Below are 24,801 nucleotides of genomic sequence, written 5' to 3'. Positions count from 1 at the left end.
ACCGCTATCGATTACGGCGGTTCACGGATCGGTCCCGCAATTCGTCTCTGGTTCAGTGCTGTGTGGGGTTTAGATCGACCTGTGCTTTACTACTGCTGGACGATAACGACATTCGGTTACGCTACCTAAACGCTTTTTTACCTCCGGAGGGATCGATATTTCCATGAAGATACAACGACGCGAGTTCGTCGCGGCACTTGGAGTCGGGACCACGGGACTGGCGGGATGTACGTCGTTCGGACAGGACGACGGAGAGGCTGGCGTCACCGGCGAGACGCTCACGCTCACGACGACGACGAGCACCTACGACACCGGGCTGTTGGACGAACTGAACGCGCCGTTTCAGGACATGTACGGCGTGACTGTCGACGCCATCTCCAAGGGAACGGGTGCCGCCCTCGAAACGGCACGTAACGGCGATTCCGACGTGGTGATGGTCCACGCGCGTTCGCTCGAAGACGATTTCATGCGAGAAGGGTACGGCGTCAACCGGCGTGACATCATGTTCAACGACTTCGTCATCGTGGGGCCCGAAGACGATCCGGCGGGAATAGCGGGGATGGAGTCGGCGACGGAGGCGCTAGCGACTATCGCCGAGGAAGAAGTGACGTTCGTCTCCCGCGGCGACAACTCCGGGACCCACACCAAGGAGTTAGCGCTCTGGGACGAGGCGGGCGTCGATCCCGGCGGCGACTGGTATCAGGAAACCGGACAGGGGATGGGCCAAGTGCTGAACATGGCGAACCAGCAGTCGGGGTACACGCTTTCCGACCGCGGCACCTATCTCTCGCGGCGTGCTGATAGCAACCTCGTCATTCTGGTCCAGGGGCCGATCGAAGGCGGTCCGGACTCGCTATCGAACCCGTACGGGATCATGGCAGTCAATCCCGCAGTTCACGAGAACGTGAACTACGACCTCTCCATGGCGTACATCGGATACATCACCAGTCCCGAGGGACAAGAACGCATCGCGGAGTACACCGCGAACGGCGAACAGCTGTTCTTCCCCGAGGCACTTTCCGAGGACCCGGATTTCGAACAGTACGTTCCGGAAGGTTGGAGTGCTGACGATTCAGACGAGCGTGCATGAGCGTCGAGGCGGCCGTCGATATCGGGCCACTGATCGTCGATCTCTCGGTCGGAAAGGGACCACTCTTCGCCGACTTCCCGTTCGAGAGCCAGTACGTCACGAGCATCATCCGCGTCTCGCTGTACGTCAGCGGTATCGCGGTGTTTCTCAGCACGCTCCTGAGCCTCCCCATCGCGCTGGTCGTCGGATTCACCGACTTCATCGGGAAGCGCCTCGTGACGGCTGTCATCAACACGGGGATGGGGTTTCCGAGCGTCGTCGTCGGACTGGTCGTCCTGTTTACGGTGTCGAACCAGGGCCCGCTCGGCCATCTGAACCTCGTTTTCACGAAGGAGGCGATGATCATCTCGCAGGTCGTTCTGGCGACGCCGCCTATCACGGGGATCAGTCTCGCAGCGGTGTCGAGCGTCGACGAGAGCGTCCGCGACGCCGCCTACGCGATGGGCGGCACGCGACTCGACGTCGCCCTGGTCGTCGTCAAGGAGGCGCGCTACGGTCTCGCAACCGCAGTACTCGCCGGGTTCGGCCGGGCGATCAGCGAGGTCGGGTCGGTGCTCATCGTCGGCGGGAACATCGCCGGCGCGAACGGCATCTCGAAGACGCGAACGCTGACGACGGCGATCCGACAGGAGGCGCGCCAGGGCCGTTACGACACCGCAATGGTACTCGGGGCCGTGTTACTGGTGCTGGTTCTGGTCGTGAACGCGCTAGTCATGCGTCTCGGTGACGGGGGGACGGTACGGTGAGTCTCCGCGCTGCCGGTATCGAACACGGATACGACGGGACCCCCGTCCTCCAGGGTGTTTCCCTGAACATCGACCCCGGCGAAGTCGTCGGGATCGTCGGCCCGTCGGGTGTCGGGAAGACGACGCTGTTGCGGATCCTGGCGCTGTTCGAACGGCAAGACGAGGGGACGGTAACGTACGACGGGACAGACGTCTGGACGGCGACCGAGAGCGAGCGTCTCGCGCTCCGAAGACGCATCGGGATGGTGTTCCAGGATGCGAGTCTCTTCGACGCCAGCGTGAGCCGGAACGTCGCGTACGGCCTCCGAGTGCGGCGCTCGTGGCGGGAACGACTGCGGAGCAGCGTCCGCGGGGCGGTCCGGAAGAACGGAACTCCAGACGCCGTCCGAGAGGCGCTCAACGTCGTTGGGCTCTCCGATAAGACAGACCAGCACGCCCCCTCGCTCTCCGGCGGCGAGGCCCAGCGCGTCTCGTTCGCGAGGGCACTGGCGTACGACCCGGACGTACTCCTGTTGGACGAGCCGACCTCCGACCTGGACCCGCGTAACACGTCGGTACTGGAAGACGCGGTCCTGGCGGCCAGCGACCGGAACATCGGGGTGGCGGTCGCGACCCACGACATGCACCAGGCCCGGCGGATCGCAGACCGCGTCGCAGTGTTGCTCGACGGGCGCATAATCGAAGTCGGGCCGACAGAGCAGGTGTTCGAGAACCCTGACGATATCCGCACGGCGAAGTTCGTCGACGGCGAACTGGTGTACTGAGCCAGGTACGGCAGACGAAGTGCCGGATTGACCGTTGGAACGGTAGGCGGACTGATGGACTGCCACTGGGACGGCAAGCGGGCTAGTGGACCGACACCGGGACAGCAGACGGACTGGCACCGGAGACGCCAGCGATATGTACGGCCACGCGGTACAGTCTCCGAAGGAATGGAGCGGAGTTTCGAGACGCGGCTGACGGTCGACGGCGCGACGGTCGACGAGCGAGACGTCGAACTGCTCCGAGGTGTCGACGAACACGGGTCTATCCACCGCGCCTCGGGAGAACTCGGACGGTCGTACGCCCGGATGCAACAGCGGATCGTCGACCTCGAAGCCGCCATCGGTCCCCTCGTAGACCGCCAGCGAGGCGGGGCTGACGGCGGCGGCAGCGAACTGACGGAGAACGCCCGCTCACTGCTGTCGCGGTTCGACCGCCTCGAAGCGGCGTTTGCGGGCGTCGCCGCCGTCGAGGAGTCCGTGTTTTCCGGCCGGGTCGTCGAGCGGACAGGGGAACTGGCGACCGTCGATACCGACGCGGGACGGATCTGTGCGCTGGTGCCGCCGAACGTGACGGCAGTCGCGGTAAGCGTTCGCTCGGATGCGGTCACGCTCACCGCGCCCGACGACACGCCGGCACCCACGGAAACGAGCGCCAGAAATCAGTTCACGGGGAGCGTTCTAACCGTCGGTGAAGGCGAAGCGGTCGCGAGCGTCGAGGTGGACATCGGCGCAGAAACGCCCCTGTTAGCGCTGGTGACCTGCGGTAGCGTCGAGAAACTCGGACTCGAGCCCGAACGGACGGTCGTCGCATCGTTCAAGGCGACGGCAACCCGGGGTGTCTCGGAGTAACGCCGGAGCAAGGAAGTTCCGGTACGCCGATACCTATCGGTAACGACCCTTTCCGATATTGTTGAGGGCCCCCAGAACCGTTTTCACCGGAAACTAGGAGTGTCGGTGTCTCTCTCTCACGACACGTTCACGAACTGCCGTCCGACTTCATGTTTTAGCGAACTGGTACCCGACATGATAATCTCACGAACTGCGTTACGATATCTCATTTCGTTCTCGGGCGATAGTTGAGATAGCTTCGGAACCGGTGGGGTTCCGGAGAATCCAATGCGTGGTACGTGCCCGCCATTATTTCAGAGGGGTACCGAGAGACCCAGAACGCGGATGAGGCCAGATCGCTCACGCGATATCTCGGCTCGTGTCGACCGCAACCTCCTCGCCGAGGTCGAGTTTGATCGTCTCGTCGGCGGGGTCGCCGCCACGGAGTTTCGACACCCGCAGGAAGTTCTCGACGGAGTTACCCTTCACCGTCATCTCAAGTCGCCAGACCGCGTCGGCGATGGTGAGCGTCGTTTCGCGCAGCGCCGGTGCGTCTAGTCCGGTGCAGTGGAGCACGCCGACGCCCCCCGTGTTGACGAGGTGTGTTTTGAACTGGTTCAGGAAGTTAACGTACCGGTTCCGCTCGCCGGTAGCTTCGAGCGGGTTCAGGGTATCGACGATCACGTTCGCCTGGCCGTCGACCTGCTGAACGACGCGGTTGGCGTTGTCGATAGGCGTGTCGATACCCGCGTACTGGACCGTGTAATCGTTGTTTCGAAGGCTTCGGTCCAGGTCGTCGCGAACGGCCGCTTCCGTGCGAAGTGTCGTGATATAGGCGGTGGGACGCTCCTCCATGAACTCGTGAAGCAACGGCTCGCTCTGGCTGTCGGGGTCCGCGAGCAGTACCACGATACTGCCCGCGAACACACCACCGCCGATGTTCCGGTCGATGGCCGTTACGCCGGTCGAGAGCCGTTTCGCCATCGATGGCATTTCACATCCGCGAGATATAACCGTGTCGACGGTTCATCGTTGTTATCGGCGTTCGGTTCGGATATATCGACCTCCCCTTCTCGGGTAGTTTCGGGTCTTTGAGCGAGTGAGAGGCCCTACTAGCACTCGAAGAGATTCGTTCAGGTGTCCCAGTTGGTCAGTTAGTGTTTTGACCGGGAGACAGCGGAAACGGTGGTGTGTCACGTACTGTCTTAACCAACGCTCGCTCGAAATGTTGGTTAAGAGCGCTTGCCGTATCCGCTCTGACTAGAACTCGGTGACCCAGCCACAGACACACCGTGTATCCGCTGTTAGCTTCGGAGAACCCGTCCTCGACACCGTCGTTCCCGGGTCACAGTTCAGAGAATGCGCTGTCGAAGTCCTCGTAGCGGGTCAAATCAGAGAGCAGACGGTCGAGACTGTCCCGAAGCTCTTCGGCCTGTTCGACCAGTTGTGCGTACTCGTCGCTCGCGGACAGTTCCTCTTCGGTCAGTTCCGTCTCCAGCGTCGCCCGCTTCGACGCGACCGCGAAATACTCCTGTAGCTGTTCGCCGTAGTTGCTCCGTGCGATCATCGTCTCGACGGTTTGGACGAGTTCCGTCTCGGAGACGGGTTTCGTAACGTAGTCATCGAACTCCATGTCGATGATATCCATATCGGGATCGACCGCGGTCAGCATGACAACCCTGCAGTCGTGGCCGAGAGTTCGGACTTCTGTCAGTACGTCGTCACCAGGCATATCAGGCATCCGACGATCTAACAGCACCACGTCGACGCCGCCGTCGACTGTCTCCAGAGCCTCGGCCCCGCTTTTCGCGGTGTGGACTGTGTACTCCTCGGCCAGCCACGTCGTGTACAGATCTCGCACCTGATCGTCATCGTCGACGACGAGTACAGTCGGCCGCGGAGAGCCCGGTTCCATGGCATCAATGATTATATCCTAAACAAATATTGTTTTCGCAAAGTGTGAACTTTATTACCACTCATTCAAATATAGTCCCAGGTAAATAGAGTTTCCATTTTCACCGGACGAAACTCTGTTCGGCCCGGGTTTCGGCTTATTCGGCCGTTTCGGCGTCCTGTTCGCGTACACGGATCCCCTTCGCGGAGAGGTGTTGGACCTGTCGCTTCGCGTAGTCCTCTTCGGTGGTCCCCCGCGTTGCGAGCACGTACACGAGAGCGTTGCCCGCCGGACGCATCGCACGACCCGCGCGCTGGGCACCCTGTCGGCGTGACCCGCCGAGACCGGACGCGACGAGTACGAGGTCAGCGTCGGGCAGGTCGATCCCCTCGTCGCCCACCCGCGAGATGACGAGCGTATCTCGCTTTCCGTGCCGGAACTCGGAGAGCAGTTTCTCGCGGCGAGCATGGCGGGTCTCGCCGCTGAGGAAGGGAACGTTCAGCGCCTCCGCGAGCGCATCGCCGTGGTCGAGATACTCGACGAATATCAGCGCCTTCGCGTCGCGGTGAGTCGCGAGCAGATGGCGAACTTCCCGGAGTTTAGCGGGGTTAGTCGCCGCTATCTGGCGGCGGTCGTGGCCGCTGGTGTTCGCGTGGTCCTGCTGTCGCTCGTCGGTGTCCCAAGGGACGTACCGTATCTCGACTTCGGGTTCCTGCACGAACCCGGCATCGAACAGCGAGTCCCAGTCGGTACCGATCGGCGGACCGATGAGCGTGAAGATGTCCTTCTCGCGGTCGTCCTCCCGGATTGGAGTCGCCGACAGGCCGAGGCGGTGTCTGGTCTGTAAGTCCGCGCTACGCCGATACACCGTCGCCGGCACGTGGTGCACTTCGTCGTACGCGATGAGTCCCCACTCGCGCTCGTCGAATAGCTGTCGGTGTCTGTCCATCCCTGCGGTTTGGTAGGTGGCGATCGTGACTGGCCGGATCTGCTTTTTCCCGCCGTGGTACTCGCCGATCTGGTCCGCGGTGAGCGTCGTTCGCGCGAGCAGTTCGTCGCACCACTGGGTAGCGAGTTCCCTGCTCGGCACGAGTATCAGCGTCTCGCCGCCGACCGCCTCGAGTATCCCCATGGCGGCGACCGTCTTTCCGCTACCAGGCGGACCGACGAGGACCCCGGACTTCACGTCGGTGAACTCCCGAACCCACTCCCTCTGATAACCCCGAAGGTCGACGTTGAGATCGATATCCAGTTCGTCACCCTCGTCCAGATCGCGTTCGTCCTGTACAGGGTAGCCCGCTTCGTAGAGGACCCGCTTGACCGCCGCGACGCGCCCCTCCGCGACCCACGAGATGTCGTCGTCGATGGGCGCGCGCAGTTCGTCGTCGGTGAGTTTCTGGCGTGCGACGTTTCCCATCAGGTCGTCGCTCGCGGCTTCGAGGACGGTGTAGCCGTCCTCGTGGGTCCGCAGGGTGAACTGGTGGGCCCGCTTCCACTGGTCCTCGATCCACTCCTCGACGTGGGAAGAAGAGTTTGGGACGACCTGACGGACCGTTTGCAACAGGTCGGAAAGCGAGTCGTACGGCGCTTGCCAGATATCCTCGCGGCGGAGTTCGTACACGTATCCGCCTTCCCTGTTCGTGTCCGCGAGGTGTGCGAACTGCGACAGTTGCGCCCGCGTGAACTGCGTCGGGTTGTCGACGACTATCTCTCGACGTTCGGGGAAGAGCACGACTCGTTCTCTCTCCGCCACTGCCGCCCAGTCGGTCGGGAACCAGACAACCGGGTCCGTCTCCACGTCGAGACGTTCGACATCGGACCCATCCGCGAGGGCCGCGAGGGCGTCGACGGCTTCGGCCTGCGAGCAGTCGAGCGTCTTTGCGACCTCGCTCGCCGTCACGACTGGTCGGTCCGCGTCCTCTAACACGTCGTGGAACGCGTCGAGCGTCACCGCGTCGAGATCCGCTGAATCAGTCACTACCGACCGTTACGGCGGCGGAAACAAACGGCTTGCGGGTTGCGGCGACCGGACCCTACCGCGCTAATCGAGCGGGCACGGAGTGAGGTATCCTAGCGTGTAGTATTCCGAGATCGGACTGGATGTACCCGTAGCGTCCTCGGAAACGGGTTTGACTTCGGCTGTTCGACGGGGGCGTGACAGTCGGCTGTTCGACGGGGGCGTAACGACCGGCTGTTCGCCTAGGTCACCTGCTCACCTGTACGCTGTGGGCTCGTTATCGGTCCGATCGCCTCGGGAAAACAGGAAGATCGCGAAGGCGATAGGCGAGAGGAACGCGGCGAGCATGCTGGCGCCGATCAACATCGTTTCGGTCGAACCCGTATTGCCGCCGCTACCGCCGTCTTCCTGTTCACCGTTCCCTCCCTCGCCGCCCTCCTGGTTACCGTTCGCCGCGGAGCCCTCGTCGACCTCGATGTCGCCGACGACGACAGCGCCTTTCATCCCAGTCTGTTGGTGGGGGGAACAGAAGTACAGGTTGATACCCTCTTCTTCGAACGTCTGCGTGAAGGTAAACCCCTCCTCGTTGGTGAGTTCGCTCTCGAAATCGCCGTCTTGGTGAACGACGTTGTGGCTCCCCGCACGCCACTCCCAGACGATCTCAGTCCCAGGGTCGACCCGGATAGCCGCCGGGTCGAAACCGAAGTTCCCGCCGTTCGCCTGGCTCCCGACGGTGACGGTCACCTGGTCGGTTCCGGTCTGGTCCTGAATTCCGTCGTAGTTGCCGACGTTCTCGAACCAGTTTCCGAAGCCGTCCTCCTGCGCTCGTGCCCGACCGGCCGCCGCTGGCGCGGCCGTTGCGATCCCGGCCGCACCGGTCGCCTTGAGCAAGTCCCTGCGGCCCATACCGCCGCGCGTACCGTTTTCGGTCATGGTGTATTCCAAGATACGTGACGGGACACTAATACCGTCATCGGAATTCTCATACACTGGGAACATAGAGGTTCCTCAGCCTCGGAAGTAGCTGGGTTTCACACGCTGAAGCCGTCATATCCCACGGACTGGGAACATCGGTCCGGTGCGATAGCCACTCCAACACAGCTCAGGAACCCTCTCTGTATGGATGCGAAGGGCCTCGGACGAGTTCACAACCGAGGTCGGAACGGCGGCTGGGCGTGGGGTGTCGGGACCCGAAACGACGGCTGGGCGTGGGGCATCGGGACCCGAAACGACGGCTGGGCGTGGGGCATCGGGACCCGAAACGACGGCGGCGCACTCGGGTATTACCCCGGCAGATTTCGGATACGGATCGAACCCCAGTTCAGCCGATGACGCGGAACTGGATCCGCTCGAACTGGGCACGATAGACCGCAGGGAAGTGCTCTTAGAGCTGGTGAGTAATCGAGACGTACAGAACTACTGGTACATATCTGCACCGACAGAGGAAGCGTTGTGGGGATTCTGGACGGCATTTCACGGGAAACGTGGTGTGTTCTCCACTCTACTATTAGTCGTCTTGTGTTCTCAGCTTACTATTAGTCGTCTTCCTGATCCGTCTCGATGAGGACCTTCTTCACCACGTCGGGGTCCTCCAGAAGTTGGTGTTCCGTGTAACTTCCTTCGGCGCTTCCACCGCTACGCCGGGACTGTTCGAGGATATCGAGGAAGGCGTGTTCTTTCAGCAGGTCGCGGACGCGCCGGAGCGACAGCGGTTCCGACCCTTCCTGACGGCAAACCTCTTCGTAAACGTCGTAGATGCGCGTAGTCCGAAACCCGTCAGCTTCCGGCTGGTTGAGCGCGAGGACGGCGAGTGCTTGCAAGACGTATCTGGAGTGAGGCGTCGAACCGCGGATGAGTTCGCGGAACCTGTCGGTTTCGGCCCGCTCTCGTGCCTGCACTACGAACTCCTCTCGGACCGTTTCGGACCCACCGGACTGGGCGATCTCGCCCGCGTACCGGAGGATGTCGATCGCCTTTCTGGCGTCGCCGTGTTCGCGAGCGGCGAGCGCCGCGGCGCGCGGTATCGTCGACGAATCGAGAACGCCGTCCCGGAAGGCGTCGCTTCGAGCTTCCATGATCGACCGAAGTTGCGTCGCGTCGTACGGCGGAAAGACGAACTCGCGTTCACAGAGGCTGCTCTTGACTCGTTCGTCCATCCGGTCCTTGTACTTTATCTTGTTGCTGATACCGATGACACCGAGCTTACAGTGGTCGAGTTTGCCGGCCTCGCCCGCACGGGAAAGTTGCATCAGAATGTCGTCGTCGTCGAGCTTATCAACTTCGTCGAGGATGATCAGAACGACGTCGTACTGTTCGTCGAGCAGTCCCCAGAGGCGCTTGTAGTACGTCGACGTACTGAGACCCTTGTCGGGGATCTTGACACCTGTCGAGTCGGGTTCGTTGAGCCTGCTCGCTATCGTTTGGACCGCCTGTGTCTCTGTACTGTCCTGCGCACAATCGACGTATGCAAACGCCGCACCGATGCCCTCGTCGCTTGCGACGCGGACGAGACGCTGAGAGATGTGTTTCGCACAGAGGGATTTCCCAGTCCCGGTTTTGCCGTAAATGAGAACGTTGCTCGGACTCTGGCCGAAAATAGCCGGGTTTACTGCGTTGGCGAGGTCCGCGATTTCGTCGTCTCGGCCGACGATGCGACCCTCTTCGGGGAGGTGATTGATCTCTAACAGTTCCTTGTTGGCGAATATCGGGTCCTCCCGTGTGAAGAGGTCGTCGGCAGATTCGGACATAGTTGAGTTACACACCACGTTTCCGGTGAAACGCACTTATAGTTATCCCGGGAGACACACACACCACGTTTCCGGTGAAATGGGGTTTTGGGTGGGGGTGGGGGAGCCGAAACGGGGGTTTTCGTTCATCGGAAACGAGGTCTGTTCATCAGAAAACCGCGTCAAACCACCGGAGTGAGAACTGATCAGTCCCAAACGCACGCTGTTTACCGGGGTTTTTCTTGCCAATGGCAGCGATTCACCGGAAACGTGGTGTGAGAACGCGACCGGAGACCGTCTCGAACTCGCGTAGGTTTCGTATTTGTGCTAACACGTCCGTTACGAGAACTGCAATGAAGCGCCGTAGGCCGAGACCGCTCTGAAAGACCGTAGGTCGGTAGAGAACACCATAGGCCGTTTGAAACACCGCGGACTACGACACATACCCGGAAGCTCGTTTCGAGGAATCCACCCGTTGTCTAGAGTCACTGCCTGAGGGTTTCTTTCGAGTGGAAATGAAGTCGGTCAATCGACTACAAGTCTCTTTTTCTTTAAAATCGATTAAGTTAGTGGACTATAGGCTATGCAGGCACTTATAACCACTTGGTTAAGTTAGCTGGAGATATTGACAACACCTAGAAGGTTTGCGATAGCTGCTTTCCATTTGTCCCTTACATCGTATCCCGATCTATTCCTTTCACCTAACGTCATTTCGCCCTACTAACCTCATCTCGCCCTAGTCAATTCCATACCTAGCCCATCTCATCCCTCTCTCTCCATACCAACCCCCACTCAATCCCACCTCACTCAACCCCACCCCCCGTCCAAACCCTATTTCACCGGAAACGTGGTGTGTGTGTGTCTCCGTGAGAAAGCGGCACGTGATTGTCTCGGTTACAGGTGCACTCCTGTCGATACTCGACTCGTCGATTCGATGCTGTAGTAGCCGAGTCGGGACACCAGCACCGACGGAGATCCGCCTTTCACCGGAAACGTGGTGTGTGCGTCTCTGATCTGACACCTGGTTAGCGGTGAACAGTACGGATTTCACCGGAAACGGGGTGTGGCAGTATCTGGGAACACCGGACACCGATTACTGGCTGATTATATTTACAAATATATTACTGTAATACGGTGCCCCCGGTTCAGTTCGAAGTTCGGAGTCCTTCAACGTGGTTTTCCCGTTTGTCCCGGGATAGCAACCGCGATTTTTCTGAGTAAGAGGAGCTTACAGTACCGGGGAGAACTGGTTACACCGGTAAGACATCATTACAGACGGTACCAGGGATAGACTCCGCTCGGATCTCTCTTTGTCAAACCAGACCAAAGGTCAGTCCGCTCATGCGGATCCGGATAGATCATGATCAGCGTAGGAAGTCGCGCTTCGCTTAAGTGAAGGTTACCCGACTATGGACGGCACTTCTCGAAACGTATACCTTACCTTTGATACCATTTCGGCGGGTTCGACGAGATATATTGGGGAAGTTTTATAGGAGCACTCTAAAATACCAAGGAGTGGACCACGACCAGATCATCTATGATTAACGACATAACTGCCGACACTCGACAGACAACAGCTGACGATTCGAGCGACAGAAATCGAACGACTGTATCGTATGACCCGGTTTCTGGAGGGAGTGATATCGGGACTTCCGTCGTAATGACTGTCGCAGAGGCGTTAGATGTCGATCCACTTGACCTCTCCCCGTCTCTCAACGAAATCCTCGACCCGGACGCGCTCAACTCCCTCTTCGATTCTATGGACGGAGACAGTATGTCCTCGCTAACGTTCTCTGAATGGGACTGTACTGTTACTGTCTACTCGGATGGGCGTATCCTCGTCGAACACGACGAATGAATCCCTTCAGACGGGGTCTCTCGTTCGCTCATAGGTTCCTGTAGCACCGCAAATACGCTTCAGACACACTGATGAAGGACGTTTCAGTCATACCGGTGGTAGACGAAAGTACCATGTCGCGGTCCGAGTAGTAACTCCCTGTGGAGGGTTTGTCCCTCTTACTACCCTGAACCACCATTACCCTTTTTTACCAAAGGGGAGAAATCAGAGTCTAATGACGCAGCGATTGTCACGAGGCGATTGGGAACGGATCCGTCAGTTTGCAGAGACTCCGACCTATAAGCGCGAACCTGAAATGCTCGTTCCTGATGCCGATGACGAGGAGGCAGGAGACTGAACGGGACTCCTCTATCTGTATCTAAATCCCTGATGAAATCTAGAAACTATTCTTTAATCTTTATCTGTGCTCTCGCGCTGGTACGACGCTAATTCTAGTAGTGCTTGCAATCCCACACCGACTTAGATCTCCCTCGTGAGCATGGCCAGTGGTATAAATCGTTGCAAGCACTACTATCAGTGTGCAAGTGATAGTGACGCAACTCCTGCGGTAATTCTTCGCCCGTGAAAGACACGAGAAACCGCCGCCTATGCGATGCTGTCTCCTTCGAGAACGGGCAGGGTCGTTGCTGATGCTATCCATTGTTGAACGTCGCTGATGCATTGCTGAAACTCTATTCGGGCGCACGTAAGCGAAGACTGTCGCGCGAAATATCTGACCCGAACCCGCCTGACAGGATACTCGTCACGATACTGCCGGTTACGTATCGCTACTGTGTTCCGATACGATAGACAGGACGACGCAGAAAGCAAGACGGGAACCGGGAGCCACCCTCCAGTCGCCTTCTATTCTTCGAGCATGTTCTCGGATTGGATCTGACTCCAGATCTGTTCGCCGCGGTCCGTGATCCCGTACACGCGTCCTTTCTTCCTGTCCTCTGAAACGAGAAGTTCGACGAGATCACGTTCCCGCAGTCGTCGTAGGCTCCGTGAGATATGCGCGATCGATAGCTCTGAGTCAGTGGCGATCTGGGACGGCGTTGCTGGGCCCTCTGCTAATCGTTCTAAGACGGCGACGCGATACCGTGAGCTAATAACGAACCCGATCTCATCCCATACTTCAGTCATATTGTCCGATGTTAGCGTCTGATATCCTTAATTCGTGTGTATAGTCAACCTTGAATTACCCGCTTACTTCCAGTTTAATCGAAACGTAATTGTGCCACAGTTACGGAACCAGACCAATTCCATCACAGTTTGTTACCTGATACTGCGCCGTTCCACCGGGACACGATACCGATTGTGTTTCCTCGTGGTTCCCCAAGTAACTCCGGCCCTATTTGACTGCGTGTGGTTACAACTTTAAGCAGGTGTTCCATCCGGATCGACCTATCGCTGCATCCGAACTGACCTCTCTGAGTTGATTCGAACTTGTCATCTACGCTCAACGGAGTTTCCCGCGATCCGACGGTACGCAGATGTTCTCTCTCTTTCTCTTGAGCCGGTTTCTATGCGTTAGACGCTCGTGGCTCCTACAGACGATTGTGGACCGTAAGATATTCTCGCGTATCAGCTCAGCTTCAACGATCTCACCCCGGCTGTTTCTGCAACTGTCACCGAAACGCCGGGAGAAATCCGAGGTTTGCTAAACTCGACTGAGGACCGCAGTATCGGAGAATTTACTAAGTGGAATATAACAAAGCGACTCTCACGGAGTGATGTCGGTGACTGCCTATGGCTTCGCAACCAGACGGATCGGGACGGAATCGCGGATCGATCACGAACAGACAGTGCCGTAACTGCGGGGCATACGTCTCGAACCAGTTCGCTCGCGTGTTCGGCAACAATCAGAACAGAGTGTACGCGTGCCTCGATTGCTCGACGACTCGTGACCTCCGTGAAGGGGTTGCTACGGAGGGTTGATCCGTCGCATACGTCGCAGCGTCGGTCCGTTCCCTCAAACGACAGCTCTGCCAGCCGATGGCTCGCCACGGACGATGTGAGCACTCTGGGAACCAGTTACGAGGAGAACGCTGAGACCCAGCTACCGAGGAGAAAACCAACGCCGTCGGAAAATCCAAGCCGTAGGATCTTAATAACAATGCCCCAAGGACGGGTACCCCGGAGTAACCGCACTACTATGTCGAGTGTCGAGTATCGCCGCGCGATGGACGAACTGTTCGGTCGGTGTAGACCGTACCAATCACTATGAATTACGAGACATCGAAGCGCTCGTTCTGGGAGCAGTTTCTCACTGTGGCTCGACAGGTTCCGGTCGACCTCTCGGTCGTCAATTTGTACGTGGTCGCGACCGCCCTGGTGATTACGGTGTTACCGGCAGACGCGACGACGGTGAGGCCGATCGTTGTCCTGCCTCTGATCGTATTCGTTCCGGGGTACGTCCTCGTTGCGTTCTTGTTCCCGAGACGACACAGTTTGCCCGAACGGTTCCGAACGTTTTCCGAGGAACGAGTGACAGACAAGACGGCCGGATACATCGATCTGGTGGAACGCGGTGCCCTCGGATTCGGGGTTAGCGTCGCGCTGGTCCCCATACTCGCTCTGGGAATCTCGGTGGCCGGGTTCGAACTGTCGACGCGGAACATCCTCGGAACGCTGGTCGCGTTCGCCGTTATCGGCTCCGTTCTGGCGACGTTCCGCCGCTTTCGCGTCGCGCCGAAACAGCGGTTCACGCTCCCGGTTCGGCGCTGGTTCGTCGGTCTCCACGGAGCGCTGACCGGCGCTGGCTCGGTGACTGGAACCGTCCTGAACGTCGCACTGGTACTCAGCGTCATCATCGCGCTCGGCACGCTCGGTGGGGCAGTCACATCTCCTGCCGACGGCCAGGCGACCTCCGAGATAACGCTACTGACTGAGAACGACACCGGCGATCTGGTTTCGGAGGGGTATCCGAGCCAGTTCACCTCCGGCGAGGAGCAGGATATGACGGTTCGAGTGGAAAACAACGAACGCGAGGAAACGACGTACACGGTCGTGGTCGTCGTCCAGCGCGTCGATGTCACCGACGGCTCGGCGTCCGTCCTCGAACAGGAGGAGGTGACGCGACTGCAAAACACGGTCGGACAGAACGAGGTCTGGACGGAACGACACGCCGTCGCGCCGGAGATGATCGGGGAGGATCTGCGACTTCAGTATCTCCTCTACAAGGACGGCGCGCCCGATGACCCCAGTCCTGAGAACGCGTACCGATCCGCGTACGTCTGGATCTCCGTCACGGAGAACTGATGTGGCCCTGGGAACACCTCGCGGTGGGATACATCGCGTATTCGCTGTACACCCGTCGACGGTACGGGAGACCACCTGACGGGCCGACATCGGTGCTGCTCGCAGTCGGTACGCAACTCCCCGACCTCATAGACAAACCGCTCGCGTGGACGTTCGGCGTCTTACCGAACGGATCGTCTCTCGCACATTCGCTTACCTTCGTTGCGCTATTCGTCCCGACAGTGCTTCTGGTCGCTTGGCTCGCTGACGTTCCACGCTGGGGTGGCGCACTCGCGTTCGGACATGTCAGCCACCTGCCCGGCGATATGCTGTATCCTCTGGCGACCGACGGTGGAGTCGCTACCTCGTTTCTCCTGTGGCCGTTCGTCCCCGGCCGAGAAACCGCTCCTCGGGGGTTCCTCTTCGAGTTCGAGACGTACTTCCTACAGTTCGTCCAGTTCCTCGGCACGCCGAGAGGACAGTTGTACATCGTTCTGGAACTCGCGCTCGTAGCCGCCGCTCTGCTCGTCTGGAACAGAGACGGCAGGCCGGTGCTTACGGACGTTCTCGCCCCCGGATCTCAGTCACGTTCTGGAGACTGACGTGTTCGACTTCTTCGAACGAGATCGCTGTGACCGAGATCAGAAGAGAACAGCCGTACCGATCGGTCCTCCGATAGCCGCTACCGGATCTTCTGGTAGAGGTGGGCCATCTTGTTCATCACGGGCGTCCCGTTTTCGATGCTGTGGTACGCTTCGAGTTCCGGGCCGAACTTCGCTTTGTACCGGTTGATCCGCGGCGAGTCAGCGCCGACCAGGTCGTAGTACGCCCGGCCGCGCTCTATCGCGTCGCGCATGACGCGCCAGTCGAGCAGGTCGTTGGTCGCGATGTCGACGTCCGCATCGGTACGGACGCCACCCTGCCACCGGTACACTCGTTCGCCGTCGTCAAGGACGAGCATGCCGCCGACGAACGTCCCGCCCACGTACAGCGTGTACGGGCGTAACTGCCCGTCCGGGAGGCGGTCGAACAGGTCGATCACGAACGGCGTCGGCAGATGAAACGAGATGTCCTGTGCCTCGTACCGGTTCCGGACCTGTTCGAGGATCCGCTCTATCGCGGTGTGGCTCCCTTCTTCGATGACGTAGTCGGCGTCTTCCCCGTCCCGGATGTTGCTCCGCGCGTCGCTGCTGAACCGGCTTTTGACCGCCTCAGTCCCGTCTTCGAGGTCGACGAGGTACGTGTAATCGGGAGTCACATCGTGGTCGTTCCAGATGAACGGACGGAGGTCGTCGTACCGACTGTCTGTCCGGACGTGGGTGTATTTCGGACCGATATCGTTCTCGATACGCTCCATGCACCCGTCGAGGAACCGCTTCAGACGGCGCTCGCGTTTGCGTTGTTTCAGCTTCTCCATGTTCAACACGGCCGGCCCGAGATAGGGGACTCGTATCTCCGGCGGCGGCGAGAACGCCGTGGACACGGGTCCTTTCTTGATCTCGAACACCGGAAAGAGCCCCACAGCCTCCTGTCCTTTGAACCCAGCAAACCGATACAGGTTCGCGCTCGTGTACTCCGCCTGAACGTCGAGTGCGTCGAACTGGTGAAAGAGGTTCGTTCCGTCGGAACGGTCGACGTAACGGTCCCACTCCTCTGCGTCGTCGATAGTGCGAATTTCAATGCTCATGCGTACGTGCGAGTTTTGATAGTCATGCGGAAGTGCGGATGCGGACTTCGGTGTTCGGCCGCGAGTGTCGCGTGTCGTTGGTCGCGCGCGAGTCTAGTGTGCCGGTTCTCATATGCGAGTCTAACGTACCAATGCTCGTGTCATCCCGGTCGGTCATTCGATGTACCCGAGGTTCGCGAGACGGTCCTCGACGCCGCCCTCGTCGGTCGTCGACCGCTGACGGTCGTATTCGGGATAGCTCCGTTCGCCGGACGATTCGACGGCCGGGAGGACCGTTCCGTCCATTCGTTCGTCGGCCGCCACGCCCATCGTCGCGAGTACCGTCGGCGCTACGTCGAACAGGTGGGCGTCCGTCAGGTCGACTGTCTCGTCGATGTCCTCTCCGGCGACGGCGACGATACCGTCTCGCTTGTGGTTCCAGGGTTCGGTCGGTTCGCCGAATCTGGACCCGGAGAGGCGCGCCGAGAGGAAGTGGTCGAAATCGGACGGTACTGCTATCACGTCGGCCGCTTCGTCGGCATGTGGCCCGTGGAAGTACTCCTCGCGTCGTGCGACGTCCTCGAACACCGGTTCGCCGTCCGGCGTCCGGACGCCGGAGAGCCGGCGAACGAGGTCGTCACGGACGGCCTCGTACTCCGACGGCGGGACGATCCCCGCCGGTTCGCGTCCTTCGAGGTTGATCCGGACGCCGCACTCGATGCGGGAACGCATGTACGCCCGAGAGTCGGGGAAGTCGACCTGCTCCGTTCCGGCGCTGACGAGCGACGCGGGGACTCGCTTCGCGACGAAGTCGTCGAGGCCGACGAGTCCGAGCGCTTTCCCGATCCGCTGGCTCGTCACCCCGAACCGAGCCAGTCCGGTCATCACGTCTGCGAGCGCTCTCTCGTCCGGTTCCGTCTCCGTCTTCCCCGCTTTCAACTGTCCGTCGCGAACGGTCGCCCAGCTAGGCATGCCTTCTCCGCCTTTGACCGCAGTCACGTCGCCGGACTCCCGTAGAAACTCGTTGACGCGGAACTCGTGACCGCGGTACCGACCCATTCCGTGGTCGCTTGCGACCACGACGGTGTCTGGGTCACAGTCGTCTAAGATCGCGCCTACCTGTTCGTCGACGGCCTCGTACACGGCGCGGACGGTTCTCTGGTCTCCCGGCTGGTCGTGGAAGACGGTGTCCGTGACCTGGAACTCCACGAAGCCGAACTCCGGGTCGAAGCGGTCGACGAGATATCGGAACGCTTCGCCGCGGGAGCGGGCGACGGACGCGTACTCCTCCCGCTGGGCTGTCTCCCCGTCTACGTCGTTCGGGTAGACGCGGTACGACCCGATCTCCTCGCGGACGTCCGCTAACAGACCGGCTGGGTGACAGTCCGGGTCCTCGGGGGCCATGTATCCGGGAACGAGCGCCCCGTCGAACTCGCTCGGAGGATGCGTCACCGGAACGTTCACGACGACGCTGGTCTGTCCGACCGAGTCGAGTAGCCGCCACAGCGGTCGTTCGTCGACGTGTGTCGCGTTGACGACCTCCCAGTCGTACCCGTCGAAGGTAAGAAAGTCGAACACCCCGTGTTTGCCGGGGTTCATTCCGGTGTACAGCGACGGCCAGGCACTGGCCGTCCACGGCGGGACCTGCGATTCGAGCGGTCCGCTCGCTCCGTCGTCCAGTAGCCCGGCGAGATTCGGCACGGCACCGTCCGCGACGAGGGGATCGAGGACGCCGTGACACGCCGCGTCGATGCCGATGAGAATCGTCTTCGGTCCAGTCGTTTCCCGACTCTCCATATCGGTTCAGTGATGCGAATTTCCCTTTGTTATGCAGGGTATAGGGCTGGAAACCCGAGACACGGCGTCGAGTACGGTGATACTACTGTCCGACTCCGAGAAATTCCCGATCAGATCTGAGAACCTGTCCTGTCGATCTGGTCGCAGGGGACCGCTGTTCGTCTCGACGGTTCGTTCGTCAGACGAAACAGTCGTAGAGATAGGTCGATTGAGAACGGTGCACGTCGCCGATTGTCGGTCGCCGACCCGTACGTCGGTCCGACTTTCGGTAGTCGCCTCGATTCATCGATTCATGTTCACCAGGTCTGCGTCTATCTCTGGTTCGTGGTACCTGTTGTAAAGGTAGTTAGCGATGGCCGAGAGACCGAACGCGACGATGATGGCGATGCCGGCGACGTACTCCGGAACCGCGGCGAAAACGGAGACGTCGAACGCGACGAGCGTGTACAGTACCGCGCCTGCGACCGCGACCGCGAGGTAGTACATCTGCCAGGGGAGCGTCTCCTCGTCGCTGCTGAGATAGCTTCCGAGCTCGTCCGCTCGGTCGGCCAACGTCACTATCCCACTGTCTTGATCGTACTCGATGATGCCTGCTTCGTCTAGTTTCGGGATGTGCGTCTGATACAACGAGACGTACACCCGTTTTCGCTGTTGACTTGTGAGTTCCTCGACGTCCATGTCGTTCTCCCAGGCAGCGACTTCGTCCGCCAGTTCCCGCAGTTCGACTGGCGTCCCTTCCTGGCGCAAGTAGTACAGTACGAACCTGCGTCTAGGGCTGCTGAGGAGATCGAACACGACGTCCTGCGATAACGCGCTAGTGTCGGATTGAGACATTAATTGAACGCGGTTTGTCAGCTCTGGTATTGCTACCTGCCCGTACGTAGACTCCTAGAGCGAGGTATACCGGTATCACCACTTTGTTACATACCGGTTACAGTCAGGGTAACGATGTAATACTAGATATGCACACTCTGACGGTGCCTACGGACCGAAAACGCCGGCGCTGGCGTGCTGTCTATCGGCCTGTTGGGTGAAGGTGTCTTATACTCTGGCTCAAGGGGCTGAATAACAAAGGCATCTGCATAATAAGCAGAGAGTAGCCTTTCATGCCGCTTGCACTGGGATACGGCTGGGGGACCACAACCCGGCATATACGAACAAAACGCACTGAACCGTCCATCGAGAGACCTCCATCCGAGGAGACCGCGACTCCGGAGGTGAGTACATGGCAGAGCTCGTGACCGGCGACGGCACTGACGTCGACGAAGGTGCCACAGTCGGCTACGAGTACGCCACTGACTGCGGACCGACGGTCCTGGGTGACGACTCCACAGTCCGACACGGATCGATACTGTACGGGGACGTTCGTGCGGGAGACGAGTTCGTCACGGGACACGGGGTCCTCGTCAGAGAAGAGTCGACGTTCGGCGACGACGTCGTCGTCGGGACCGACACGGTGATCGACGGTCGCGTCGATGTCGGGTCTCACGTCAGTATTCAGACCGGCGTCTACGTCCCTCCGGAGAGCACTATCGGCGACAACGTGTTCCTCGGACCTCGGGCCGTGTTGACGAACGACGCATACCCCGTCCGCCAGGAGGAGACACTCGACGGTCCGACTATCGAAGACGGCGTCTCCATCGGAGCGAACGCGACGATACTGCCGGGCGTCACCGTCGGCGCGGGGTCGTTCGTCGCCGCGGGTGCTGTCGTCGACCGCGACGTTCCTCCGGATACCCTGGCGATGGGCGTCCCAGCGGAGTTCGGGCCGCTACCGGGAGTTCTCGAAGGTGGGAATCAGATAGCATGAGTGTCCCGATAGCTTCCCCGGACCTGGACGACGCGGAACGGAAACGCGTCGTCGAGGTACTGGAGGACGGTCACCTCGCTGACGGTCCGCTCGTCCGGCAGTTCGAATCCGAGTTCGCCGAGTTCTGCGGCGCGGACCGCGGAGTCGCGACGTCGAACGGAACGACGGCCCTACACGCCGCGTTTCGCGGGCTCGGCATCGGAGAGGGCGACCGCGTCGTCACGACGCCGTTTTCGTTCGTCGCCAGCGCGAACGCGATCAGGTTCGCGGGCGCGGAACCGGTGTTCGCCGACATCGACCCGGAGACGTACAACCTCGACCCCCACGCGGTCGAAGAGATAGCAAGCGCGGGCGACGTCGACGCTATCCTCGCCGTACATCTCTACGGCCTGCCCGCCGAGATGGACCACCTCCGAGATATCGCCGACGACCACGACCTCGCTCTGATCGAGGACGCCGCGCAGGCACACGACGGCGAGTACGACGGCGAACCGGTCGGTTCCCTCGGCGACGCCGCCTGCTTCTCGTTCTATCCGACGAAGAACATGACGACGGGCGAGGGCGGCATGATAACCACCGACCGCGATGAGGTCGCCGACCGCGCCGCACGGTTCGTCAATCACGGGCGCACGGACACGTACGAACACGCCGAGGTCGGACACAACTTCCGGATGACGAGTATCGCGGCGGCCATCGGTCGCGCCCAACTGGAGAAACTCCCCGGCAACGTCGCGGACCGTCGCTCGAACGCGGCGCGGATCACCGAAGCAGTTCGCGATGCCCCGTCGCTGACCCCGCCGGCCGAACCGGACGGTCGGCGACACGCGTACCACCAGTACACGGTTCGGTGCGAAGACCGCGAGGCGTTCCGGACACATCTAGAGAGCCGTGACGTCGCCACGAGCGTCTACTACCCTCGGCCGATTCACGACCAACCGGCGTACGCTGACGTGTCCGCCGACGCTCCGGAGGCCGAGCGAGCGAGCAATGAGGTGGTTTCGCTCCCGGTGCATCAGGGGCTCTCCCAGGACGACATCAGACAGATCACTGACTGCGTCAACACTTATCATGACTAAGACCAGAGTTGGAGTCATCGGTGTCGGCAGTATGGGCCGACACCATGCGCGGGTGTATCGAGAGTTACCGAACGCCGAACTGTTCGCCGTCGCCGATGCTGATTCGGACCGCGCACAGGAGGTTGCCGACGATTACGACGCGCGGGTCCTCTCGACTGAGGGGTTGCTTAACGCGGTCGACGCGGTGTCGATAACGGTCCCGACGGAGTATCACTACGCGGTCGCGCGAGACGCGATAGACCACGGAACGCACGTTCTCGTCGAGAAACCGCTCGTCGACGACCCGGATGCAGGGCGCGAACTCGTCGAGTGCGCGGACGAGGCCGGACTCACCTTGCAGGTCGGTCACATCGAGCGGTTCAACCCCGCGGTCCAGACGCTCCAGGATATCGTCCCCGACCTGGACGTGATCGCGGTCGACGCCCGGCGACTGGGCCCCCCGGTCGACCGCGAGATCAGCGATAGCGTCGTCCTCGATCTCATGATCCACGACATCGACATCGTGCTCTCGCTCGTCGACAGCGACCTCGAAACCGTCGAATCGTTCCGTACCGGAGACGATCCGTACGTGGCGGCGTCGCTACAGTTCGAAAACGACACCGTCGGGACGCTGACGGCGAGCCGCGTCACTCAGGAGCGAGTGCGTCAGCTGTCTATCACGGCCCGCGAGTGCCAGGTCAACGTCGACTACATGGAACAGACGGTTCAGATACACCGTCACTCCCTCCCTGAGTACGTCGAGACGAACGGCGACGTCCGCTATCGGAACGAGAACGTCATCGAGCGGCCGACCGTCGACAACGGGGAACCACTGAAGAAGGAACTCGCGTCGTTCGTCGAGGCCGCGACGACGGGCGAAGAGCCCGAGGTAACGGGGGACGACGGGATCCGTGCCCTGGAGGTCGCCAGAACTATCGACCGGACGGCGTCCGACCGAACTGTCCGGCCGAGGGAGGTGCGTCACTGATGGAGCTAAGCAGGAACGAAACAACCAAACTGTACGGGACGGAGAGCGCGATAGAGGACCGGCGCGAGGCGTTCGTCGACGGCGACGTACCGGTTGCGGTGTACGGACTGGGAAAGATGGGTCTCCCGCTCGCGGTCGTCTATGCGGGCGTCACCGGCAACGTCGTCGGGGCTGACGTCGACCGTGATGTCGTCGACAGGATCAACGACGGCGGCTGTCCCGTCGAGGGCGAACCGCGTCTCCCGGAACTCACCTCCGCCGCGGTCAACGCGGGGGCGTTCCGGGCGTCCGACGACCCCTCCGCGGTAGCGAACGACGCGAGCGTTCACGTCGTCATCGTCCCGACGACGCTCCGCGACGACTACCATCCGGACCTTTCGAACCTCCGGACGGCAGTTCGCGACATCGCATCGGGTCTCGACCCGGGCGACATGGTCGTCGTCGAGTCGACCGTCCCGCCGCGAACCTGCGAAGACGTCATCGAACCGATCCTGATAGAGGAGAGCGGTCTCGCGGCCGACCAGTTCGGCCTCGCGTTCTGCCCGGAGCGAACGTCCAGCGGACGGGCGCTCAAAGACATCCGCGGAGCGTATCCCAAGATCGTCGGCGGCGTCGACGCGGAAAGCACGGTCGTCGCGGAGACTATCTACGACGAACTCACCGTCAACGACATCGTTCCGGTCAGTGACGCCACGACGGCGGAGTGCGTGAAGGTGTTCGAGGGCGTGTACCGGGACGTCAACATCGCTCTCGCGAACGAACTCGCAACGTTCACTGACGAGCTAGGCGTCGATGTCAACGAGGCTATCGAAACGGCGAACACCCAGCCGTTCTGTGACATCCACGACCCCGGGGTCGGCGTGGGCGGCCACTGCATCCCCTACTACCCCTACTTCCTGATCAAGGAACTCGCGAGCGACGCGCCGATGCTGCGGACGGCGCGCGACGTGAACGACGAGATGCCGCTTTTCGCGGTCAGAAAACTCGTCGAAGGGTTACAGCGCGCCGGCAAACATATCGAGGACTCGGCGATACTCGTCCTCGGCGTGACGTACCGGGCGGGCGTCGCCGAGACCCGCAAGACGCCGGCACGGCCGATAGCCGAGAAGCTGAACCAGTTCGGTGCGACTGTCGTCGCGGCCGACCCGATGATCGACGACTTCTCCGAGTTCGACGTGTACGGTGCGGCGATCGACTCCGTCACCGACCTGGACATCGACGGGGCGATACTGGTGACGGACCACGAGGAGTTCGAGACGCTCGACTGGAACGCCTTCGACGAGAACATGGTCGTCGTAGACGGCCGTGACGCGCTCGAACTCGGTGACACCGACCACCACGTCTACACGATCGGGAGCGGGTAACAATGTACCGGGGCAAGACAGTCGGCGTTGTCGTGCCGGCCTACAACGAGGAGGGGTTCGTGGGTGACGTGATAGACTCCTTGCCGGAGTTCGTCGACAAGGTGTACGTCGTCGACGACTGCTCGACTGACGGGACCTGGAAGGAGGTCCAGCGACACGCAGCGAAGGCGAACGCGCGGCGAAGTGATCCGCCGATCCCCGACGGCGGCGTCGGGTCAAACGACGATGTCGAAGCGGACGGCGGCGTCTCTCTCGACTCCCGCGTCACGACGATCCGCCACGACGAAAACAGCGGCGTCGGTGCTGCGATCAAGACCGGCTACGCTCGCGCCCGGGAGGCCGGACTGGACGTAACCGCGGTGATAAACGGGGACGGGCAGATGGACCCGGATATTCTGGACCGGATCATCGACCCCGTCGTCAACGGAGAGGCCGACTACTCGAAAGGGAACCGTCTGCTCTCCGCTTCCCACCGCGATGGGATGTCCAGTTGGCGGCTGTTCGGCAACTCGATACTGACTTTCCTCACGAAGATAGCGAGCGGGTACTGGCGGATGGTCGACCCTCAGAACGGCTACACGGCCATCTCTCTACGGGCGCTCGAACGGTTAGACGTCGATAACCTGTACGACGAGTACGGGTTCCTGAACGACGTTCTGGTCAAACTGAACACCCACGGGTTCCGGATCGCCGACGTTCCGATGGAGGCACACTACGGGAACGAACAGAGCAACATCAAATACGCCGACTTCATTCCGCGGCTGTCTCTGTTGCTCTTCCGGAACTTCCTGTGGCGTCTCAAGATGAAATATCTCGTGTACGACTTCCATCCCCTCGTTCTCCTGTACACGTTCGGAGCGCTGAGTTCGCTCTCTGGCGTGGCCCTCGCAGGGGTCACGTTAACGGGGATGGACTCCGTAGTCACGGGCAGTGCGCTGTCGATACTGCTCGTCCTGTTCGGGGGGACGCTATGTACGCTGGCAATGATATTCGATAAGCAGCACAACGAAAATCTGGAACGAAGAACCTGGTGAGA

General features: G+C 60.6%; 22 protein-coding genes. 13 read left to right on the top strand and 9 right to left on the bottom strand.

What is annotated here, in order from left to right:
- The first annotated feature begins 163 nt into the window (after positions 1–163).
- The 4 genes from SM753_RS19455 (at position 164) to SM753_RS19440 (ending at position 3,449) form a co-directional block, all read left to right on the top strand.
- Positions 164–1,090 (top strand): substrate-binding domain-containing protein, encoded by a 927-nt coding sequence (locus SM753_RS19455; RefSeq protein WP_323192770.1) that lies wholly within the window; start codon positions 164–166, stop codon positions 1,088–1,090.
- The gene (locus SM753_RS19450) at positions 1,087–1,836 is read left to right on the top strand and encodes an ABC transporter permease (protein ID WP_323192769.1); all 750 of its coding nucleotides are present in this window, start codon (positions 1,087–1,089) and stop codon (positions 1,834–1,836) included. Before SM753_RS19455 ends, SM753_RS19450 begins: the two co-directional genes overlap by 4 nt.
- The gene (locus SM753_RS19445; protein WP_323192768.1) at positions 1,833–2,600 is read left to right on the top strand and encodes a phosphate ABC transporter ATP-binding protein; all 768 of its coding nucleotides are present in this window, start codon (positions 1,833–1,835) and stop codon (positions 2,598–2,600) included. The genes SM753_RS19450 and SM753_RS19445 overlap by 4 nt, the downstream gene beginning before the upstream one ends.
- 168 nt (positions 2,601–2,768) lie before the next feature.
- On the top strand, positions 2,769–3,449 hold the full coding sequence (locus SM753_RS19440; RefSeq protein WP_135536986.1) for a TOBE domain-containing protein: 681 nt from the start codon (positions 2,769–2,771) through the stop codon (positions 3,447–3,449).
- Positions 3,450–3,788: 339 nt separating this feature from the next.
- Here the strand turns inward: SM753_RS19440 and SM753_RS19435 are convergent, their stop codons facing one another.
- The 4 genes from SM753_RS19435 to SM753_RS19420 all read right to left on the bottom strand — a co-directional run bounded on the left by SM753_RS19435 (position 3,789) and on the right by SM753_RS19420 (position 8,212).
- Entirely contained in the window at positions 3,789–4,412 is a 624-nt protein-coding gene (locus SM753_RS19435) for a transcriptional regulator (RefSeq protein ID WP_323192767.1), read from the bottom strand.
- 361 nt (positions 4,413–4,773) lie between these two features.
- Positions 4,774–5,343 carry a HalX domain-containing protein gene (locus tag SM753_RS19430; protein WP_138799214.1) on the bottom strand — a complete coding sequence of 190 codons (570 nt, stop codon included), beginning with the start codon at positions 5,341–5,343 and terminating at the stop codon, positions 4,774–4,776.
- Between the two features lie 136 nt (positions 5,344–5,479).
- Positions 5,480–7,300, bottom strand: a complete 1,821-nt coding sequence (locus SM753_RS19425; RefSeq protein WP_323192766.1) for a DEAD/DEAH box helicase — start codon at positions 7,298–7,300, stop codon at positions 5,480–5,482.
- A gap of 234 nt (positions 7,301–7,534) precedes the next feature.
- The gene (locus SM753_RS19420) at positions 7,535–8,212 is read right to left on the bottom strand and encodes a halocyanin domain-containing protein (RefSeq protein WP_323192765.1); all 678 of its coding nucleotides are present in this window, start codon (positions 8,210–8,212) and stop codon (positions 7,535–7,537) included.
- Positions 8,213–8,398: 186 nt separating this feature from the next.
- Between SM753_RS19420 and SM753_RS19415 the strand changes: the two genes are divergently transcribed.
- Positions 8,399–8,611 carry a hypothetical protein gene (locus SM753_RS19415; RefSeq protein WP_323192764.1) on the top strand — a complete coding sequence of 71 codons (213 nt, stop codon included), beginning with the start codon at positions 8,399–8,401 and terminating at the stop codon, positions 8,609–8,611.
- A gap of 203 nt (positions 8,612–8,814) precedes the next feature.
- Here SM753_RS19415 and SM753_RS19410 read toward each other — a convergent pair whose 3' ends face one another.
- The gene (locus SM753_RS19410) at positions 8,815–10,026 is read right to left on the bottom strand and encodes an orc1/cdc6 family replication initiation protein (RefSeq protein WP_135536981.1); all 1,212 of its coding nucleotides are present in this window, start codon (positions 10,024–10,026) and stop codon (positions 8,815–8,817) included.
- Positions 10,027–11,665: 1,639 nt separating this feature from the next.
- Here SM753_RS19410 and SM753_RS19405 point away from each other — a divergent pair.
- Complete coding sequence (locus SM753_RS19405) at positions 11,666–11,863, top strand: HalOD1 output domain-containing protein (RefSeq protein ID WP_135536980.1); 198 nt, start codon at positions 11,666–11,668, stop codon at positions 11,861–11,863.
- A gap of 843 nt (positions 11,864–12,706) precedes the next feature.
- Here SM753_RS19405 and SM753_RS19400 read toward each other — a convergent pair.
- The gene (locus SM753_RS19400) at positions 12,707–12,988 is read right to left on the bottom strand and encodes an ArsR family transcriptional regulator (RefSeq protein ID WP_135536979.1); all 282 of its coding nucleotides are present in this window, start codon (positions 12,986–12,988) and stop codon (positions 12,707–12,709) included.
- A gap of 1,080 nt (positions 12,989–14,068) precedes the next feature.
- Here SM753_RS19400 and SM753_RS19395 point away from each other — a divergent pair.
- Both SM753_RS19395 and SM753_RS19390 read left to right on the top strand, forming a co-directional pair.
- Positions 14,069–15,106 carry a DUF1616 domain-containing protein gene (locus tag SM753_RS19395; protein WP_323192763.1) on the top strand — a complete coding sequence of 346 codons (1,038 nt, stop codon included), beginning with the start codon at positions 14,069–14,071 and terminating at the stop codon, positions 15,104–15,106.
- Complete coding sequence (locus SM753_RS19390; RefSeq protein ID WP_323192762.1) at positions 15,106–15,687, top strand: metal-dependent hydrolase; 582 nt, start codon at positions 15,106–15,108, stop codon at positions 15,685–15,687. Before SM753_RS19395 ends, SM753_RS19390 begins: the two co-directional genes overlap by 1 nt.
- 80 nt (positions 15,688–15,767) lie before the next feature.
- Here SM753_RS19390 and SM753_RS19385 read toward each other — a convergent pair whose 3' ends face one another.
- The 3 genes from SM753_RS19385 to SM753_RS19375 all read right to left on the bottom strand — a co-directional run bounded on the left by SM753_RS19385 (position 15,768) and on the right by SM753_RS19375 (position 19,382).
- Positions 15,768–16,772, bottom strand: a complete 1,005-nt coding sequence (locus tag SM753_RS19385) for a lipid II:glycine glycyltransferase FemX (RefSeq protein WP_135536975.1) — start codon at positions 16,770–16,772, stop codon at positions 15,768–15,770.
- A 153-nt stretch (positions 16,773–16,925) separates the two neighbouring features.
- Positions 16,926–18,548 carry an alkaline phosphatase family protein gene (locus SM753_RS19380; RefSeq protein ID WP_323192761.1) on the bottom strand — a complete coding sequence of 541 codons (1,623 nt, stop codon included), beginning with the start codon at positions 18,546–18,548 and terminating at the stop codon, positions 16,926–16,928.
- Between the two features lie 282 nt (positions 18,549–18,830).
- Positions 18,831–19,382, bottom strand: a complete 552-nt coding sequence (locus tag SM753_RS19375) for a hypothetical protein (protein WP_323192760.1) — start codon at positions 19,380–19,382, stop codon at positions 18,831–18,833.
- 391 nt (positions 19,383–19,773) lie between these two features.
- Here SM753_RS19375 and SM753_RS19370 point away from each other — a divergent pair, with 391 nt between their 5' ends.
- From SM753_RS19370 to SM753_RS19350, 5 genes are read left to right on the top strand one after another with little or no spacing between them, the layout of a single operon-like run.
- Entirely contained in the window at positions 19,774–20,358 is a 585-nt protein-coding gene (locus SM753_RS19370) for an acyltransferase (RefSeq protein WP_138799156.1), read from the top strand.
- Positions 20,355–21,434 (top strand): DegT/DnrJ/EryC1/StrS family aminotransferase, encoded by a 1,080-nt coding sequence (locus tag SM753_RS19365; RefSeq protein ID WP_323192759.1) that lies wholly within the window; start codon positions 20,355–20,357, stop codon positions 21,432–21,434. The genes SM753_RS19370 and SM753_RS19365 overlap by 4 nt, the downstream gene beginning before the upstream one ends.
- On the top strand, positions 21,427–22,401 hold the full coding sequence (locus SM753_RS19360; protein ID WP_323192758.1) for a Gfo/Idh/MocA family oxidoreductase: 975 nt from the start codon (positions 21,427–21,429) through the stop codon (positions 22,399–22,401). Before SM753_RS19365 ends, SM753_RS19360 begins: the two co-directional genes overlap by 8 nt.
- Entirely contained in the window at positions 22,401–23,765 is a 1,365-nt protein-coding gene (locus SM753_RS19355; RefSeq protein WP_323192757.1) for a nucleotide sugar dehydrogenase, read from the top strand. Before SM753_RS19360 ends, SM753_RS19355 begins: the two co-directional genes overlap by 1 nt.
- A gap of 2 nt (positions 23,766–23,767) precedes the next feature.
- A complete protein-coding gene (locus SM753_RS19350) occupies positions 23,768–24,799 on the top strand; it encodes a glycosyltransferase family 2 protein (RefSeq protein WP_323192756.1) in 1,032 nt (343 codons plus the stop codon).
- The last annotated feature ends 2 nt before the right edge of the window (positions 24,800–24,801 follow it).

The organism is Halostella sp. PRR32, assembly GCF_034808085.1.
GTDB classification, from domain to species: Archaea; Halobacteriota; Halobacteria; order Halobacteriales; family Natronoarchaeaceae; genus Halostella; species Halostella pelagica.
This window is presented reverse-complemented; position numbering and strand designations above follow the sequence as displayed.

Excerpts from the sequence above, each read along its gene's own strand:
- SM753_RS19455 (WP_323192770.1), top strand. The coding sequence starts at position 164 with ATGAAGATACAACGACGCGAGTTCGTCGCGGCACTTGGAGTCGGGACC.
- SM753_RS19450 (WP_323192769.1), top strand. The coding sequence starts at position 1,087 with ATGAGCGTCGAGGCGGCCGTCGATATCGGGCCACTGATCGTCGATCTC.
- SM753_RS19440 (WP_135536986.1), top strand. The coding sequence starts at position 2,769 with ATGGAGCGGAGTTTCGAGACGCGGCTGACGGTCGACGGCGCGACGGTC.
- SM753_RS19435 (WP_323192767.1), bottom strand. The coding sequence starts at position 4,412 with ATGGCGAAACGGCTCTCGACCGGCGTAACGGCCATCGACCGGAACATC.
- SM753_RS19430 (WP_138799214.1), bottom strand. The coding sequence starts at position 5,343 with ATGGAACCGGGCTCTCCGCGGCCGACTGTACTCGTCGTCGACGATGAC.
- SM753_RS19420 (WP_323192765.1), bottom strand. The coding sequence starts at position 8,212 with ATGACCGAAAACGGTACGCGCGGCGGTATGGGCCGCAGGGACTTGCTC.
- SM753_RS19415 (WP_323192764.1), top strand. The coding sequence starts at position 8,399 with ATGGATGCGAAGGGCCTCGGACGAGTTCACAACCGAGGTCGGAACGGC.
- SM753_RS19410 (WP_135536981.1), bottom strand. The coding sequence starts at position 10,026 with ATGTCCGAATCTGCCGACGACCTCTTCACACGGGAGGACCCGATATTC.
- SM753_RS19405 (WP_135536980.1), top strand. The coding sequence starts at position 11,666 with ATGACTGTCGCAGAGGCGTTAGATGTCGATCCACTTGACCTCTCCCCG.
- SM753_RS19400 (WP_135536979.1), bottom strand. The coding sequence starts at position 12,988 with ATGACTGAAGTATGGGATGAGATCGGGTTCGTTATTAGCTCACGGTAT.
- SM753_RS19395 (WP_323192763.1), top strand. The coding sequence starts at position 14,069 with ATGAATTACGAGACATCGAAGCGCTCGTTCTGGGAGCAGTTTCTCACT.
- SM753_RS19390 (WP_323192762.1), top strand. The coding sequence starts at position 15,106 with ATGTGGCCCTGGGAACACCTCGCGGTGGGATACATCGCGTATTCGCTG.
- SM753_RS19385 (WP_135536975.1), bottom strand. The coding sequence starts at position 16,772 with ATGAGCATTGAAATTCGCACTATCGACGACGCAGAGGAGTGGGACCGT.
- SM753_RS19380 (WP_323192761.1), bottom strand. The coding sequence starts at position 18,548 with ATGGAGAGTCGGGAAACGACTGGACCGAAGACGATTCTCATCGGCATC.
- SM753_RS19375 (WP_323192760.1), bottom strand. The coding sequence starts at position 19,382 with ATGTCTCAATCCGACACTAGCGCGTTATCGCAGGACGTCGTGTTCGAT.
- SM753_RS19370 (WP_138799156.1), top strand. The coding sequence starts at position 19,774 with ATGGCAGAGCTCGTGACCGGCGACGGCACTGACGTCGACGAAGGTGCC.
- SM753_RS19365 (WP_323192759.1), top strand. The coding sequence starts at position 20,355 with ATGAGTGTCCCGATAGCTTCCCCGGACCTGGACGACGCGGAACGGAAA.
- SM753_RS19360 (WP_323192758.1), top strand. The coding sequence starts at position 21,427 with ATGACTAAGACCAGAGTTGGAGTCATCGGTGTCGGCAGTATGGGCCGA.
- SM753_RS19355 (WP_323192757.1), top strand. The coding sequence starts at position 22,401 with ATGGAGCTAAGCAGGAACGAAACAACCAAACTGTACGGGACGGAGAGC.
- SM753_RS19350 (WP_323192756.1), top strand. The coding sequence starts at position 23,768 with ATGTACCGGGGCAAGACAGTCGGCGTTGTCGTGCCGGCCTACAACGAG.